Origin of the sequence: Devosia sp. FJ2-5-3, assembly GCF_029201545.1 — a bacterium.
Lineage (GTDB): Bacteria > Pseudomonadota > Alphaproteobacteria > Rhizobiales > Devosiaceae > Devosia.
In genome coordinates, this window is the sequence record NZ_CP104007.1 from 2475240 (window position 1) to 2491500 (window position 16261).

At 61.8% G+C, this 16261-nt stretch carries 14 protein-coding genes and 1 riboswitch; of the genes, 3 read left to right on the forward strand and 11 right to left on the reverse strand.

The genetic code is table 11. From position 1 onward, the window contains the following. Positions 1–47 precede the first annotated feature (47 nt). From nrdF to N0P34_RS11995, 5 genes are all read right to left on the reverse strand, one after another. Positions 48–1022 carry a class 1b ribonucleoside-diphosphate reductase subunit beta gene (nrdF, locus tag N0P34_RS11975; RefSeq protein ID WP_275603466.1) on the reverse strand — a complete coding sequence of 325 codons (975 nt, stop codon included), beginning with the start codon at positions 1020–1022 and terminating at the stop codon, positions 48–50. 14 nt (positions 1023–1036) lie between these two features. Then, positions 1037–3196 carry a class 1b ribonucleoside-diphosphate reductase subunit alpha gene (gene nrdE / locus N0P34_RS11980; protein ID WP_275606976.1) on the reverse strand — a complete coding sequence of 720 codons (2160 nt, stop codon included), beginning with the start codon at positions 3194–3196 and terminating at the stop codon, positions 1037–1039. Further along, positions 3193–3591, reverse strand: coding sequence for a class Ib ribonucleoside-diphosphate reductase assembly flavoprotein NrdI (gene nrdI / locus N0P34_RS11985; protein WP_275603467.1), 399 nt, complete (start codon positions 3589–3591; stop codon positions 3193–3195). Before nrdI ends, nrdE begins: the two co-directional genes overlap by 4 nt. Before the next feature lie 12 nt (positions 3592–3603). Next, positions 3604–3825 (reverse strand): glutaredoxin-like protein NrdH, encoded by a 222-nt coding sequence (nrdH, locus tag N0P34_RS11990; protein ID WP_275603468.1) that lies wholly within the window; start codon positions 3823–3825, stop codon positions 3604–3606. Between the two features lie 97 nt (positions 3826–3922). After that, positions 3923–4141, reverse strand: a riboswitch (cobalamin riboswitch). A gap of 81 nt (positions 4142–4222) precedes the next feature. Beyond that, positions 4223–4600, reverse strand: coding sequence for a VOC family protein (locus N0P34_RS11995; RefSeq protein ID WP_275603469.1), 378 nt, complete (start codon positions 4598–4600; stop codon positions 4223–4225). A 60-nt stretch (positions 4601–4660) separates the two neighbouring features. Here N0P34_RS11995 and N0P34_RS12000 point away from each other — a divergent pair, with 60 nt between their 5' ends. Beyond that, on the forward strand, positions 4661–5110 hold the full coding sequence (locus N0P34_RS12000; protein WP_275603470.1) for a MarR family transcriptional regulator: 450 nt from the start codon (positions 4661–4663) through the stop codon (positions 5108–5110). Then, a complete protein-coding gene (locus N0P34_RS12005; protein ID WP_275603471.1) occupies positions 5107–5550 on the forward strand; it encodes an EVE domain-containing protein in 444 nt (147 codons plus the stop codon). Before N0P34_RS12000 ends, N0P34_RS12005 begins: the two co-directional genes overlap by 4 nt. An 88-nt stretch (positions 5551–5638) precedes the next feature. Here N0P34_RS12005 and N0P34_RS12010 read toward each other — a convergent pair whose 3' ends face one another. The 6 genes from N0P34_RS12010 to N0P34_RS12035 all read right to left on the reverse strand — a co-directional run bounded on the left by N0P34_RS12010 (position 5639) and on the right by N0P34_RS12035 (position 14376). After that, on the reverse strand, positions 5639–6328 hold the full coding sequence (locus N0P34_RS12010) for a response regulator (RefSeq protein WP_275603472.1): 690 nt from the start codon (positions 6326–6328) through the stop codon (positions 5639–5641). Next, on the reverse strand, positions 6325–8997 hold the full coding sequence (locus N0P34_RS12015) for a sensor histidine kinase KdpD (protein WP_275603473.1): 2673 nt from the start codon (positions 8995–8997) through the stop codon (positions 6325–6327). The genes N0P34_RS12010 and N0P34_RS12015 overlap by 4 nt, the downstream gene beginning before the upstream one ends. 6 nt (positions 8998–9003) lie before the next feature. Continuing rightward, the gene (gene kdpC, locus N0P34_RS12020; protein WP_275603474.1) at positions 9004–9588 is read right to left on the reverse strand and encodes a potassium-transporting ATPase subunit KdpC; all 585 of its coding nucleotides are present in this window, start codon (positions 9586–9588) and stop codon (positions 9004–9006) included. 12 nt (positions 9589–9600) lie between these two features. Next, entirely contained in the window at positions 9601–11664 is a 2064-nt protein-coding gene (gene kdpB, locus N0P34_RS12025) for a potassium-transporting ATPase subunit KdpB (RefSeq protein ID WP_275603475.1), read from the reverse strand. Positions 11665–11675: 11 nt separating this feature from the next. Next, positions 11676–13385 (reverse strand): potassium-transporting ATPase subunit KdpA, encoded by a 1710-nt coding sequence (gene kdpA, locus N0P34_RS12030; protein ID WP_275603476.1) that lies wholly within the window; start codon positions 13383–13385, stop codon positions 11676–11678. Between the two features lie 343 nt (positions 13386–13728). Continuing rightward, positions 13729–14376 carry a DUF1028 domain-containing protein gene (locus tag N0P34_RS12035; protein ID WP_275603477.1) on the reverse strand — a complete coding sequence of 216 codons (648 nt, stop codon included), beginning with the start codon at positions 14374–14376 and terminating at the stop codon, positions 13729–13731. 146 nt (positions 14377–14522) lie between these two features. On the opposite strand from N0P34_RS12035, the gene N0P34_RS12040 reads away from it, so the two are divergent. Further along, complete coding sequence (locus N0P34_RS12040) at positions 14523–16070, forward strand: ABC transporter substrate-binding protein (protein ID WP_275606977.1); 1548 nt, start codon at positions 14523–14525, stop codon at positions 16068–16070. The last annotated feature ends 191 nt before the right edge of the window (positions 16071–16261 follow it).

Consider the following 16261-nt stretch of genomic DNA (forward strand, 5'->3'; position numbering starts at 1 on the left):
GCATGATGGCGCAAGCAGCGAGAGCAGCGCCATCATGCGGAGCGGCATCAGAAATCCCAGTCTTCATCCTCGGTGGCGATCGCCTTGCCGATGACATAGCTGGAACCAGAGCCGGAGAAGAAGTCGTGGTTTTCGTCGGCATTGGGCGACAGCGCCGAGAGAATGGCCGCGTTCACCTTGCAGGCTTCCGGCGGGAACAGGGCTTCGTAGCCGAGATTCATCAGCGCCTTGTTGGCGTTGTAATGAAGGAACTGCTTCACGTCCTCGGAGAGCCCGACGCCATCATAGAGGTCCTCGGTATAGCGGGCCTCGTTGTCGTAGAGTTCGAGCAGGAAATCGAAAGCAAAATCCTTGATCTCCTGGCGACGCTCTTCCGAGACAAGCTCCAGCTGACGCTGGAATTTGTAGCCGATATAATAGCCATGCACGGCCTCGTCCTTGATGATGAGGCGAATGAGGTCGGCAGTGTTGGTCAGCTTGGCGCGGCTCGACCAGTACATCGGCAGGTAGAAGCCGGAATAGAACAGGAAGCTCTCGAGAAACACCGAGGCCACCTTCTTCTTCAGCGGATCGGCGCCGTCATACTGCTCCATAATCAGCTGCGCTTTGCGCTGCAGGAACTCATTTTCCTCCGACCAGCGATAGGCATCGTCGACATCGGGCGTCAGGCACAGCGTCGAGAAGATCGACGAGTAGGAGCGTGCGTGGACAGCTTCCATAAAGGAGATGTTAGACAGCACCGCTTCTTCATGCGGCGTCTGGACGTCGGCCATCAGTCGGATCGCGCCTACCCCATTCTGGATGGTGTCGAGCAAAGTGAGGCCGGTGAAGACGCGGATCGTCAGCTTCTGTTCTTCAGGTGTGAGCGTTCCCCAACTTGGAATGTCGTTGGAGAGAGGCACTTTCTCGGGCAACCAGAAATTGCTGGTCAGCCGGTTCCAGACCTCAAGGTCCTTGTCGTCCTGCACGCGGTTCCAGTTGATGGCGCGAACGCGGCTGAGAGGCTTTACGTGGATATTCATTGCGAAACCTCTGTTCAGAGCGCGCAGGAAACACAGCCCTGCACTTCAGTGCCCTCAAGGGCGAGCTGGCGCAGGCGGATGTAATAAATGGTCTTGATGCCCTTCTTCCAGGCGTAGATCTGCGCCTTGTTGATATCGCGGGTCGTCGCGGTATCGCGGAAGAAGAGGGTCAGCGACAGTCCCTGATCGACATGCTGGGTGGCCGCCGCATAGGTGTCGATGATCTTTTCCGGGCCGATCTCATAGGCGTCCTGGTAGTATTCCAGATTGTCATTGGTCATGAAGGCAGCGGGGTAATAGACGCGGCCGATCTTGCCTTCCTTGCGGATCTCGATCTTGGAGACGATCGGGTGGATCGAGGACGTCGAGTGGTTAATATAGGAGATCGACCCGGTCGGCGGCACCGCCTGCAGGTTCTGGTTGTAAAGGCCGGTCATCATCACCTTGGCCTTGAGGTCTTTCCAGTCTTCCTGGGTCGGAATGTGGATGCCGGCATCCTCGAAAATCTTGGCGATCCTTTCGGTGGCAGGCTTCCATTCCTGGGTGGTGTACTTATCGAAATAGGTGCCATCGGCATATTTCGACTTCTCAAAACCCTTGAAAATCTGCTCCCGCTCCGTGGCGATCAGGTTCGAGGCGCGGATGGCGTGATAGGTCACCGTGTAGAAATACATGTTGGTGAAATCGATGCCTTCGTCCGAACCGTAGAAGATACGCTCACGGGCGAGATAGCCGTGCAAATTCATCGCGCCCAGACCAATGGCGTGGCTATCGGCATTGCCCGCCGCGACCGAGGGCACTGAGGCAATATCGCTCATGTCCGAAACCGCGGTCAGCCCGCGAATGGCCGTCTCGATCGTGTGGCCGAAGTCCGGCGAATCCATCGCTGCGGCAATATTGAGCGAGCCGAGATTGCACGAGATGTCCTTGCCCATCTTCGTGTAGCTCAGGTCGTCGCCGAATTCGCTGGCTTCGCTGACCTGCAGGATCTCCGAGCAGAGGTTGGACATGCTGATGCGGCCGGCGATCGGGTTCGCCTTGTTCACACTGTCCTCGAACATGATGTAGGGATAGCCGCTCTCGAACTGGATCTCGGCGAGGATCTGGAAGAACTCGCGCGCCTTGATCTTCTTCTTCCTGATCCGGCCGTCCTCGACCATTTCCCGGTATTTTTCCGTCACCGAAATCTCGGTCATGGGTACGCCATAGACCTTCTCGATGTCATAGGGCGAGAACAGGTACATATCCTCGTTGTCCCTGGCCAATTCGAAGGTGATGTCGGGGATGACGACGCCCAGAGACAGCGTCTTGATGCGGATCTTCTCGTCGGCGTTTTCGCGCTTGGTGTCGAGGAAGCGAAGGATATCGGGGTGATGGGCGTGGAGGTACACCGCGCCGGCCCCCTGACGCGCGCCAAGCTGATTGGCATAGGAGAAGCTGTCTTCGAGCAGCTTCATGACCGGCAGCACGCCTGACGACTGGTTTTCGATCTGCTTGATGGGGGCGCCCATCTCGCGGATGTTGGTGAGGCTCAGCGCCACCCCGCCGCCCCGCTTGGACAATTGCAGCGCCGAATTGATCGAGCGGCCGATCGACTCCATATTGTCTTCGACGCGCAACAGGAAGCACGACACCAGCTCGCCGCGCTGCTGCTTGCCGGCATTGAGAAAGGTCGGTGTCGCCGGCTGGAAACGGCCGGCCATGATTTCGTCCACGAGATCGCGGGCGAGTTTTTCCTCGCCGCGGGCCAGCGCCATCGCCACCATGCAGACGCGGTCCTCATAACGCTCGAGATAGCGCTTCCCGTCGAAGGTCTTGAGCGTATAGCTGGTGTAGTATTTGAACGCGCCGAGGAATGTCGGGAAGCGGAACTTCTTGTCATAGGCGTGGTCGAACAGGTCGCGCTTGAAGTTGAAGCTGTACTGATCGAGCACGGACTGCTCGTAATAGCCCTCGGCGACGAGATATTCGAGCTTCTCTCGCAAATTGTGGAAGAACACGGTGTTCTGGTTCACATGCTGCAGGAAATACTGGTGCGCCGCCTGCTTGTCCTTGTCGAACTGGATGTGCCCCTCATCGTCATAGAGGTTGAGCATGGCATTGAGCGCATGGAAATCCAGCGTCTGGTCGTGCCCTTTGGTGGCGGGGCGTTCTTCGGTGCGGTCTAGTGTCAGGGCGTCCAAAACCGTTCGAGTCCTTCTTTGACAGTGGCGACATCCTCATCGGTTCCGAGCAGTTCGAAACGATAGAGGAGAGGCACGGAGCATTTCTGCGCGACGACAGTGCCGGCCCGGCAGAAATCTGCGCCGAAATTGGTATTGCCCGCCGCGATGACGCCGCGGATCAGGCTGCGATTGGCTTCCACATTGAGGAAGCGGATGACCGGCTTGGGCACGGCTCCCTTGCCGCCATTGCCGCCATAGCTTGGCAACAGCAACACGAAGGGTTCGCTCACCAGAGGCGGCTCACTTGCCGCATCCACCGGCAGGCGCAGGCCGGCAAGGCCCAGCTTTTGAAAGAAGCGATGGGTAGTGCCGGATGTGCTTGAATAGTAGACGAGGATGCCCACCGGCCGCCTCGATCAGCTCAAGGCGCCGATCATGTCAGGGCGAAATCCGGCCCAGTGCCGCTCACCGGCGACAACGACCGGCACCTGGCGATAACCCAGGCCTTCGACCAGGGCATAGGCGTCGGCATCCTGGGAAATGTCCACAAGCGTGTAAGCGATCCCCTTACGGTCGAGAGCGCGGGTCGTGGCAGTGCACTGGACACAGGCGGGCTTGCTGTAAACGGTAATGGGCATCGAATTTTCCTCGGCAAACAAATCTGATGGCGAGGCAAAGCAGGAAAAACGCGCAGCAAAACGCAGCTGCTCGTTCGCCTGACCGGGCACCCCGCCGGTGGACGTATCTGTTCGAGGCAGGTCTCCTGGCTTGCGGGTCGCGATTCTATCCCGGCCTTCCCAGGTCGCGGACCCAGTGGCACAAAAAAGGAGAAGAACTCACCGCTTACAGTTGCGGGGGCAGCTTCGGCATTGTTGAGACACAGGGCCTCAACGCACCGAATTCCCATCTTAGCCTCCGAGCAGCCTCGGAGGAACCTTGAACACTACATATAGTAGAGGATGCCACCTTCGTGTCAATATGAAGGTCTGATCGCAGTGCGGATTTGGTTCTTGCGAAATTCGAGTGCCCGGAAAATCAGGCGATTCGAGCCGAGGCAGTGTGGAAGGTGAGCGCGTAGCCATCGGGATCGTTGGCCACAAAAAACCGGCCGAACGGGCCGTCATTGACCGGGCTCAAGATCGTGCCGCCGCGCTCGACGACTTGGTCGTGAAAGGCGTCGGCATCCTCGCAGGCGATCCACAGTACCATACCTGTTCCGAGCGGACCGCTTTCGGCCAGGGGCCGCAGCGGTTCGCGCAGCGCCAGCGCGATCGGCTTGGTCGTGAAGACGACCGCGCCGGGCGGATTTCGCTCCTGTGCCGAAAAACCGAAAACGTTCTTGTAGAACGCGGCGGATGCCGCGAGATCGCGCACCTGCAAGGCAATGAAGGAAGGTCCGATCGGCATTGTCATATTCTGTTCTCCGGCCTATTATCAGGTTCCTTACATCTATATCAGGCACCTGATATGTCAATGCGCAAGATGACCCCATCGAGTGGGGAGGCCTGGATCGGCTACAGTTTGAAAATCACCCAGCATCGACTGCGCCAGCGCCTCGAAGCCCAGCTGGCTGGCACAGGCGTGACGGCGGCGCAAAATGCAGTTCTGCTGGCCATAGGCCACAATCCGCAGATATCGAATGCCTCGCTGGCGCGCGCGGCCTTCGTGACACCCCAATCCATGCTGGGCATGCTCGTTACCCTTGAGCGGGATGGTTTCATCCTGCGCACTCCCCATCCCGAGCATGGCCGGATCATCATGTCGGAGCTGACGGAAAAGGGGAAAGCCGCCGCTGAGGCCGGCGCGGTGGCGTCTGAGACGGTGGAGCGGCAGATGCTGGCCGGGCTGACGAAAGACGAGGCAAAACTGCTGGGTGAACTTCTTCACCGCTGCGCCGAGGCGCTTGAGGGGAAAGAAAAATGACCTTCTGGCTGGGCGTTGCATCGGCCGAACATGCCCGCGCCGGGCGCGATGGCGGCTTTGCCCAACTCGGTCATGGCAAGCACATTGCTGTAAAATCGCTCAAAAAGGGCGACTGGATCGTCTATTACTGCCCCCGCGAGGGCATAAGCGATGGTGCCGTGGTTCAGGCGTTTCTCACCATCGGCCAGGTTACGTCGGATGCGCCCTATCGCGCCGCGCAGGCCATGGATTTCAATCCGTTTCGCGTCGATGTCGATTATCTTGAAGCCGCCAAACCCGCTCCGATCAGGCCGCTTCTGGACCAACTCCGTCTGACCCGCGACCACATCCCCAATTGGGGTATCGCGATGCGCGGCACAAAACGCCAACTTGCGGAAGACGACATGCGGCTGATCGCTGAGGCGATGGGTGTTCGCATGGCCTTCGAGGACCGCCTGTAACGACTTTCCGTCTAACGCTCCAGGGTGCGCCGTCTGGCGTGTCGGCGTTCGGCATATTGGCAGTAAAAGCGGACATCGCGCCTGTGTTCTAGCGCTTGAGCCGATAACCGATGCCGGGTTCCGTGACGATGTGAATCGGCGCGCTGGGATTATGCTCCAGCTTCTGGCGCAATTGGCCGATGGCCACGCGAAGATATTGGGTGTCTTCGGCGTGCGCGATGCCCCATATCGCGACCAGCAATTCCTTGTGTGGAAGGACTTTGCCGTTCCCCGCGAGCAGGCGTGTCAGCAGCGCGTATTCCTTGGGTGGCAAATGGACGGGCGCGCCGGCGCGAGTAACGTAGCGCATATCGAGGTCGACCTCGATCTCGCCGAAGGCGACCTTAGTCTCGACCGATTGCAGGACGGCCTTGGGCCGTAGCGCCACCCTTATGCGAGCCAGAAGCTCGCCGATGCCGAAGGGCTTTTCGACATAGTCATTGGCGCCGGCCTCCAGCGCTTCGATCTTTTCGCCCTCCTTGTCCCGCGCCGATAAAATCAGGATTGGCCCCTCGTAGAACGCCCGCGCCTTCGCCAGCACATCCTTGCCATCCATATCCGGTAGACCGAGGTCGAGGATCACGACGTCGGGGCTCCATTGCGCGATCTCCCGCAATCCCTGTGCACCTGTGTCCGCGCGTCGATGGTGATAGCCGACGGCCTCGAGTGCCGGTCCGAGGAAGCGATGGATCTGCGGCTCATCGTCGATGACCAGAATGCGTGCGAGCGGTTGGTTCACTTGGCTTTCCAGACATCGGCTTCGGATTTGTCGAGCGCAATCAGCATGCGCGTGCCCTTGTCCCCATGGATTGGGCTGGCAGCGACGATGGTTCCGCCCATAGCTTCGATAAAGCCCTTGGTAATCGAGAGGCCAAGCCCCACGCCCTTGCCACGATCCGTTGGCTCCTCCAATCGTCGGAACTTGTCGAAAACCCGCTCCAGCTCGTCGGTGGGAATGCCTTTCCCTTCATCCTCGATGCTGATGATGACCTTCTTGCGATCCTCATAGGCTGCAATGCTGATTTCGGTGTTCTCGGGCGAATAGGCAATGGCGTTTTCGAGGATATTGACGACCGCCTGTTCGAGCAGCGCAGGATCGATTGTGACCTTGGGCAGTTCGGCCGGGAAGTCATAGCTGATCGAATGTTCGCCCAGACGTCGGCTCAGCCTCGCTGTCGCCGCCCGCAGCACCAGTTCGATGTCGCTGTCTTCAAGGCGCAGCGTCACGCCACCGCCTTCGAGACGCGTCATATCGAGCAGATTGCGAATGTAGTGGTTCAGTCGCTCGGCCTCTTCGCGGATAGATTCGAGCAGATCTTGCTTGACCGCCGGCGCCAGCTTGTCGCCAAGCTCGAGCAGGGTTGAGGACGCGCCAAGCACCGTGGAGAGGGGCGTCCGGAGGTCGTGGCTCACCGAGTTGAGCAGTGCGGTCCTGAACCGGTCCGAGCGGCGCAGGGTTTCTGCCTCGACGGCATGAAGCGCAAAGTCGGCGCGCTCGATGGCAACGCCACCCCCGTCAGCCAGTGCTGTCAGGAGCTTTTCCTGATCGGACCCGGGCAGGATTGTCAGGCGCTCGACGCCGACCACGCCGACTCTGTTCTGCACACCGCTAAGCGGCCGGAAGGACCAGTTGCTTTGCGGCAAGGTGCCTGTGCTGTGTCCGGCCGGTTCGCCACGCTCCCATGTCCATCGCGCCGCCGCCATGGCGCCGGGCCCCAGTTCCTCCGGCGTTCCGGCGACCGCCACGAGCTCCCCGTTTTCAGGCAGCAGCACGATCGACCTCGCCCCCGTGGCCGCTGTCATCTGCTCTGCCAATGCCTTTGCCGCGTAATTCTTGGTCGGGGCGCGTGAAAAGGCCCTGGTCGCAACCAATAGGTAAGTCAGGTCGCTGGCCCGGCGCTGTGCCTCCCGCGCCCGGTCGCGGGACCGGCCGGCCAGAATCCCGGTCGCGAGGGCCACCGCCAGAAACACCATCAGCGTCAGCAGGTCGGTCGGCGAACCGATGGCGAAGCTATAGCGCGGGCTCAGGAAGAGAAAATTGTAGATGGCGAATGCGCAGAGCGCCGCCACCATGCCGGGCGCCAGTCCATGCAGAACCGCCGCAGCCAGAATGGCCGCGAGGAAGATCATCCCGAGATCGGCACGCTCGAACTGCAGGTCCAGCAGGTAAGCCAGCGCGGTCGCGACGCCGACATAGCCCAGCCCGATGGCATGGGGCGCCCAGCCGCGTCTTGCCAATTGAAGCCAGGCGCGGCGCGGCCGAAGCTCCTTCTCGCCCGGCTCCGTCACGACGTGGATTGCCACACCGCGCGCCGCACGCAGCAGCTCCGCTGCGAGCGACATGCCGAACATTTCCCTGAGCCGACTGTCGCGCCCCTTGCCGATGACGATCTGCGTCACATTGTTCTGGCCGGCATATCCGAGAGCGCTCGCGACGAGATCCTCGCCGTTGAGCACCACGGTGCTGGCCCCCAATTGCTCGGCAAGCTTCATCGCGTCCGTCAGTCGGGATGTCATGCCCGCCTGCCCCTCCTCGGAGCGCCCACGGGGAATGTGAGCGACGATCCACGGGGCGTCCTTCATCGTGTCGGAAAGCCGCCTGCCCTGCCGCACGAGCGCACTGGCCATGCCATCGTCTGCCACCAGCACGAGGATGCGATCCCCGGCCGCCCACGGGCCTTCGAGCCCCTTCACGCGCATCGCGGCGTTGAGCTGGTCATCAACCGTCTGCGCCGCACGCCGCAGCGCCAGTTCCCGCAGCGCCGTCAGGTTTTCGGGCTTGAAGAAATTGTCCGCCGCGAGCCGCGCCGTCTCGGGTACATAGACCTTCCCCGCCGCCATGCGCTCGCGCAGTTCGGCCGGGGTGATGTCGACGACTTCGATATCGTCGGCCCGCGACAGCGCCCCGTCCGGCACCGTCTCGCGCTGGCGCACGCCGGTGATCTTGAGCACGACATCGACGAGGCTTTCGAGGTGCTGGACATTGAGCGTCGTCCACACGTCGATCCCGGCCGCCAGCAGTTCCTCGACGTCCTGCCAGCGCTTGGGGTGGCGCGAGCCCGGGGCATTGGTATGGGCATATTCGTCGACGATCAGCAGCTCGGGTCTTCGCGCCAGCGCCGCGTCGATGTCGAATTCGAGCAGCGTTCGCCCCCGATGCTCGATCGGCCGGCGCGGCAAGACGTCGAGGCCGCGCAGCAGGCTTTCGGTTTCCTTGCGCCCATGTGTTTCGACGAGACCGATGGCCACATCGAGCCCATCCATCTTGCGACGCCGGGCCTGACGCAGCATTTCGTAGGTCTTGCCGACACCCGGCGCCATGCCCAGGAAAACCTTGAGCTTGCCCCGATGCGCCTTCTGCGTTTCGGCCAGGAGTGCCTCGGGATCTGGACGCCGGATGTCTTGCACGTCGGACTACTCAGCAGGTTTGAGCGGATAGGCACTGTCGAGCGCCAGATTGGTCATCAGCACGTTGACGCGCGCCTGCCCGATAAAGCCCAGCAGCGGTGCCTCGGTATTGGCAGCGATCGTCGCCGCCACATCCGAAGCTTTTATACCCCTCGCTTGCGCAATGCGATCCACCTGCAGAGCGGCGAATTGCGGTGAGATGTGGGGATCCAGTCCGGAGGCCGATGTGGTCACGGCATCGGGCGGAATGGCCCCTTCCGGCGCATAAGCCCGAATGGCAGCAGCATCCGCCGCCACGCGTTCGATGAGCGCCGAATTGAGCGGCCCGAAATTGGAGCCCGATGAGCCGGCAGCGTTGTAGCCGTCCCCTGCCGCCGAAGGACGCGGCCAGAGATAGCCCGGAGAAGTCGTTGCCTGTCCGATCAGCCTCGAGCCCACGACTACCCCCTCCGCATTCCTCACGAATGACCCTTCCGCCTGCGCCGGAAACAGCGCCCCGCCGGCGGCAGTCACGATGGCCGGATAGGCGCCGCCAAGAAGGGCGGAGAACAGCAGCATGGAGACGATGGCAGGTCTTGCCTGGTTCAGCATTTTCTTTGCTCCTTACGCGAGACCGAGTGCGGTGATGGTCGCGTCGATGAACTTGATGCCGATGAAGGGCGCCACAAGGCCACCGAGGCCGTAGATCAGCAGGTTGCGCGACAGCAGTGCCCCTGCCCCCACGGCCCGGTATTTCACGCCGCGCAAGGCCAGTGGGATAAGCGCGACGATGATCAGGGCGTTGAAGATCACCGCCGAGAGGATGGCGCTTTCCGGGCTCGTCAGGCCCATGACGTTGAGCGCCTGCAACTGCGGCAGCACGCCCATGAACAGCGCCGGAATGATCGCGAAGTATTTTGCCACGTCATTGGCAATGGAGAAGGTCGTCAGCGCGCCGCGCGTAATCAGCATCTGCTTGCCGACTTCGACGATTTCGATGACCTTGGTCGGGTCGCTGTCGAGATCGACCATATTGCCCGCCTCACGCGCCGCCTGGGCGCCCGTCTGCATGGCCACGCCGACATCGGCCTGGGCCAGGGCCGGCGCGTCGTTGGCGCCGTCCCCGCACATGGCGACGAGACGCCCCTTGCCCTGCTCTTCGCGGATGAGGCGCAACTTGTCCTCGGGCGTCGCTTCGGCAAGGAAGTCGTCTACCCCCGCCTCGGCCGCGATAGCCGCCGCCGTCACCGGATTGTCGCCGGTGATCATCACCGTGCGCAGACCCATCTTCCGCAGGTCGGCAAAGCGCGCGGCGACACCGGGTTTCACCACGTCCTTGAGATGGATGACGCCGATCAGCGTCTTGCCCTCCGCAATGGCCAGCGGCGTGCCGCCGCTGCGCGCAATGCGCTCCACCGCCTGCCGGAACAGTTGAGGGGCATCGGCATCCGTCCTGCCAGTCAGCTTCAGGATGGCGTCGACCGCGCCTTTGCGCCAGCATTTGCCCTCGGTGTCGATGCCGGATAGCCGGGTCGATGCCGAAAAGGGGATGATGGTGCTGTCGGCAGGCGCCTCGAGGCCAATGCCCTTGCTGCGCGCCAATTCGATGATCGAGCGCCCTTCGGGTGTTTCGTCGCCGAGCGAAGTCATGATCGCGGCCCGGAAAGCTACGTCTTCCCTGATCCCCGGGGCCGGAATGACTTCGGTCGCCATGCGATTGCCGAAGGTGATGGTGCCGGTCTTGTCGAGCAGCAGCGTATCGACGTCGCCCGCAGCTTCCACGGCCCGACCCGAGGTCGCCAGCACGTTGACCTTGAGCAGCCGATCCATGCCCGCGATACCGACAGCCGAGAGGAGACCGCCGATCGTGGTCGGAATCAGACAGACAAAGAGCGCGCCAAGCACGACGGGGTCGAGCTCGATCCCGGAATAGGCGGCAAATGCGAGCAGCGTCACCACGGCAATCAGGAAGATCAGCGTCAGTCCCGCCAACAAGACCGCGAGCGCAATCTCGTTGGGCGTCTTGCGCCGATCGGCTCCCTCCACCATGGCAATCATGCGATCGAGGAAAGTCGAGCCGGGCTGCGAGTTGACGCGCACCTTGATCCAGTCCGAAACGACCGTCGTGCCGCCGGTCACGGCCGAGCGGTCGCCGCCGGATTCGCGAATAACCGGGGCGCTTTCGCCGGTGATCGCCGCTTCGTTGACCGATGCGACGCCCTCGATGATCTCGCCGTCGACAGGAATGACATCACCGGCCTCGACGAGGATGAGCTGTCCCAGTCCCAGTTCATGGGCTGGCGTCGGCACGATCAGTCCCTGTTTTTCATCGACGATCAACTTGGCCTTGGTCGTGGTGCGCGTTGCCCGCAGGGAGTCCGCGGCCGCCTTGCCCCGGCCCTCGGCAATGCTTTCGGCAAAATTGGCAAAGAGCACTGTGGCCCAGAGCCAAAGGGCAATGGCGACGGCAAAGCCGCCATTCGTGCCATTTCCGATGGCAATCGCGGCCGACGCGGTCGCCAGAACCGCGACGAGTTCGGTGGCCAGGATAACCGGATTGCCGAACAGCTTCCGCGGGTCAAGTTTTGCGAATGCATCGCCCAGGGCGCGGGCCAGCGTCGCGGCATTGAGGCCACCGGAAAGCCGCGCGCCTCCCTTGCCTTCAGTTTCAAATTCCATTGCAGACATACGAGGAGACCTCAGTTTGCCGCGACCGCTTCGAGCACCTGGAAGTGCTCGACGATCGGGCCAAGGGCCAGCGCTGGGAAATATTGCAGCGCGCCCAGAATGATGATGACGCCGACAAGCAGGCCAACGAAGAGCGCACCCGTGGTCGGCAGGGTACCCGTGCTCGGGGCCAGCTTGGGCTTGGTGACCATGCTGCCGGCGATGGCGAGCACCGCAATGATCGGAATGAAGCGACCCAGAAGCATGGCTAGGCCAAGCGTGGTGTTCCACCACGGCACATTGGCCGAGATGCCGCCAAAGGCCGAACCGTTATTGGCCGTGGCCGAGGTGAAGGCATAGAGCAGTTCGCTGAGGCCATGCGCACCTGGGTTGAAAAGGCTCGCAAGTCCACCCGGCCACACCACGGTCAGCGCCGAAAGGCCCAGCGTCGAGAGCGGCACCACCAGCAAGGCCACCATGGCAAACTGGATTTCGCGCGCCTCGATCTTCTTGCCGAGATATTCGGGCGTCCGTCCCACCATCAGCCCAGCCACGAAGACCGAGAGCAAGGCCATGACAATCATGATGGCGATGCCGGAGCCGATACCACCGGGCAGGATTTCGCCCAGCATCATCAGAAGCATCGCCATGCCGCCGCCAAGCGGCATCAGGCTGTCGTGCATGGAATTGACCGAGCCATTGGATGCGCCCGTTGTCTGGGCCGCCCAGGCGGCGGTGCCGGCCAGTCCAAATCGGGTTTCCTTGCCTTCCATATTGATGGGGTTCTCGATCCCCGCGGCAACGAGGGCCGGAGCTGGTTGCGCTTCAGCGACATAGATCACCCCCGCACCGGCGCCGAGGATCAGGATGCCCGCAATTGCCAGAGCCCTGATTTCCTTTCGCGCAAAAGCCGATCGGCCAAAGGCGAAAAACGCCGCCCAGCCCAGAGTATTGATCGCGATGGCCGTGATCAGATTGGTCAGCGGACTGGGGTTCTCGAACGGATGTGCCGAGTTGACGTTGAAAACGCCGCCGCCATTGATGCCCAGCTGCTTGATCGCCAACTGGCTCGCCGTAGGCGCAACAGAAACGCTCTGGCTTGCGCCATCGAGCGTTGTCACTGATACCGAGGCTGCAAAATTCTGCACCACACCCAGGCCGATCAGCGCCACAGCAAGAACGATCGCGAGCGGCAGCAGCACATAAAGTGTCGTGCGCACGAGATCGGCCCAGAAATTTCCGATACCGCTTTCGCGATTGCCGACGAATGCGCGCGCCAGGGCGGCAGCGATCGTCGCGCCGGTCGCCGCGGAAACAAAGTTCTGCGTCGTCAGCCCGACCATCTGGGTGAAATGGCTCATTGTGGTTTCGCCGCCATAGCTCTGCCAGTTGGTATTGGTGACGAAGCTGACCGCCGTGTTGAACGCCAGATCCGGCGATACACCGGCAAAGCCCTGCGGGTTGAAGGGCAGGATGCCTCGCAGACGCAGCAAGGCGTAAAGCAGGACAAATCCGAAGAGATTGAAGGCGATCAGCGAAGCGCCATAGCCGAGCCACCCCTGCGACTTGTTGGGATCGATGCCGGCGAGCGCGTAAAAACCGCGCTCGACAGGTTTCAGCACCGGGTCGAGCCAGGTGCTTTCCTTGTTCCATACGCGCGACATGAAGATGCCCAAGGGCCAGCCCAAACCGAGGGCGAGACCAAGGGTCAGGGCGATCTCCGCCCATCCTTGCCAGTTCATTTTGAAGAGTTTCCGCTAAAGTTTGTCGGGCCGGAACAGGGCGATGACCATGTAGACGGCGACGGCAAGGGCACCGAGCCCCCAGAGCCAGAGCAGCATGGCGCTAGACCCGGGCCAGGAGCTTGGCGAGAAGCAAAGTCAGGGTGAAAAACCCCACGCCCAGGGCCAGAAAGAAGATGTCGAACATCGACGTGCCTCCGTAATGAGAGGCCTGCACAGTCAACCAATCGCGCGTAAATTATCCATGCGGAACGAGGCAGCCGGCATAAAGACGATGTAAAGGTGAGCCAACGCGGTTATCGGCTACGAACCCTCCTGAACACTGAATGGCTCCACCAGCGCCTCAAAGCGGATGGCGCGGCACCTCGGCAATAAACTCGGCATAGGGTCCGGTCGTGGCCAGCCTGAATAGTGCCGCAAGTTCGGACATGGGATTGCTGGACCAGTCCACTCTCAAATCCACGTCTGCGAAGACCTGATCTCCCTGCACCAGCAGCGCCGCCGAACCGATGCCGCGGCTGTCGCCCCCTGCCTCGGCCCCGGCGATGAGGGCTGCCAGAAGCGCGGCCGGAAACCCGTCGGTTACCAATGTCCTTCGGTAGGCGACCAGCATATTTTCCAGCACAGCGGGCCGGGCCAGCATGTTTCCGGCGACGGCCACTCCGGCATCGACAAGATGGCCCGCATGAGACACGCATTGGTTACCGGTCCAGCCCTCCGCGTCGCCGTCGCGACCAACCACGATGATCTGCCGGCGCTCCGCTTCGGGGTCGCGTGCCAGTGCCGATTGCAACGCTGCGGCAGTAGTCTCCCGGTCCAGCAACGCCAGCGCATCGGTGGCAAGATATGGGTTGGTCATGGCTTGCGTTGCCGCCGCGCCAACGCCGCGCCGTCTATGCGGCACCAACGCCCCCACCATGGGTCCGGCCGTCGCCGTGGCGACACCAAAGGCACCTGTTTGAGGGTCACGGGCAACGATGGAAAAAGTCATGGAGCATCCTCTGTCTGCGTATTTATCATCATAAATTGACAGGACGCAAATTTATGCTGATAAATTTAGCCAAGCCCCGAGTTGCGGTTCACCCCGCCAGGGCGAGGGAACACAAGGAGGAAACTATGATCCGTCGCTGGAAAGGCATGGCGTCCGCGCTGCTCGCCGCCACTGCACTCACCCTGGCCACCCCGGTTCTGGCGCAGACGCCACCCAACATTCTCGTCGTCGGCCAGATCGCCGAGCCCGCCTCGCTCGATCCGCATGTGTCGACGGCATCGAACGACTTCCGCATCGCGGTGAACATTTATGACGGCCTCGTGCGCAATGCGCCGGGCACGCTCGAGATCGAACCGGCCCTTGCTACCGACTGGACCATTTCCGACGACGGTCTCGAATACACATTCAATCTGCGCGAAGGCGTCAGTTTCCACGATGGCACGCCCTTCAATGCCGAGGCGGTCAAGTTCAACTTCGACCGCATGCTGGACGAAAACCACCCTTTCGCCTCGACCGGCCCCTTCCCCCTCGCCTTCTTCTTTTCGGCGGTCGAGAACGTGGAGGTCGTCGATGATCTGACGGTGAAATTCACCCTCAACGAGCCATTCGCGCCGTTCATGTCGAACCTGGCCTCGCCCACCGGGCTCATCGTCTCCCCCGCCGCTGTCGGGGCCTCAGGCGCCGATTATGGCCGCAATCCGGTGGGCACCGGCCCCTTCAAGTTCGAGGAATGGCAGTCCAATACCCGCGTCGTCGCCTCCCGCAATGACGCCTATTGGGACGGAGCGCCCTCGCTTGAAGCCGTCATTTTCCGTCCCATCACCGACGCCAATACCCGCGTTGCCGAAATGCTCTCGGGCGGCATTGATGTCCTGCTCGAAACGCCGCCCGACAACGTCTCCCAGTTCCGGGACGACGCCAATTACCAGGTCGTCGAGGCCGTCGGCCCCCATGTCTGGTATGTCATGCTCAACGCCAAGGAAGGCCCTTTTTCCGATGTGCGGGTTCGCCAGGCGGTGAACTACGCCGTCAACAAGGAAAGCCTCGTCACCGACGTGCTCCAGGGCACCGCCGAAGTCTCCGCCGGCCCCATTCCGCCTGCCTTCAACTGGGCCTATAATGAGGACGTGGCGCCCTATCCCTATGATCCGGAAAAGGCCAAGGCGCTGCTCGCCGAAGCCGGGGCCGAAGGCGCCTCGCTCTCCTTCCTCGTCACCGAGGGCGGCTCGGGCATGCTCGATCCGGTCCCCATGGGCACCGCCATTCAGGCCGATCTCGCCGCCGTCGGGCTCAATGTCGAAATCAAGACCTATGAGTGGAACACCTTCCTTTCGGAAGTGAACCCCGGCCTCGAAGGCAAGGGCGACATGGCCGAAATGGCCTGGATGACCTCCGACCCCGACACCCTGCCCTTCCTCACTTTGCGCACCGCAGCCTTCCCGGCCGAAGGCGGCTTTAATTCCTCCTACTACTCCAACCCGGAAGTGGATGCCCTGCTCGACAAGGCGCGCATCGCCACCGACCCGGCCGAGCGCGGCGAGCTCTATAAGCAGGTCCAGGCCATCACCCACGAGGATGCCCCCTGGCTCTTCGTCGCCAATTGGAAACAGAACGCCGTCGTCACAAGCGCGGTGGGCGATTTCGAACTCCAGCCCGACTTCAGCCTCATCCTGCGGGATGTGACCAAGCAGTAAGCTTACGGGGAGAAATACCCCTCACCCGTCTCGGCCTTTGGCCGATCCACCCTCTCCCTCAAGGGGAGAGGGGCGCAACGGAGACGGGGAGGCACAGTGGCTTCCTTCTCCCCTTGAGGGAGAAGGTGCCCGAAGGGACTACGAATTCGCTTAGCGAATTTCGTTTGGGATGAGGGGTACTCTTCCCCCCA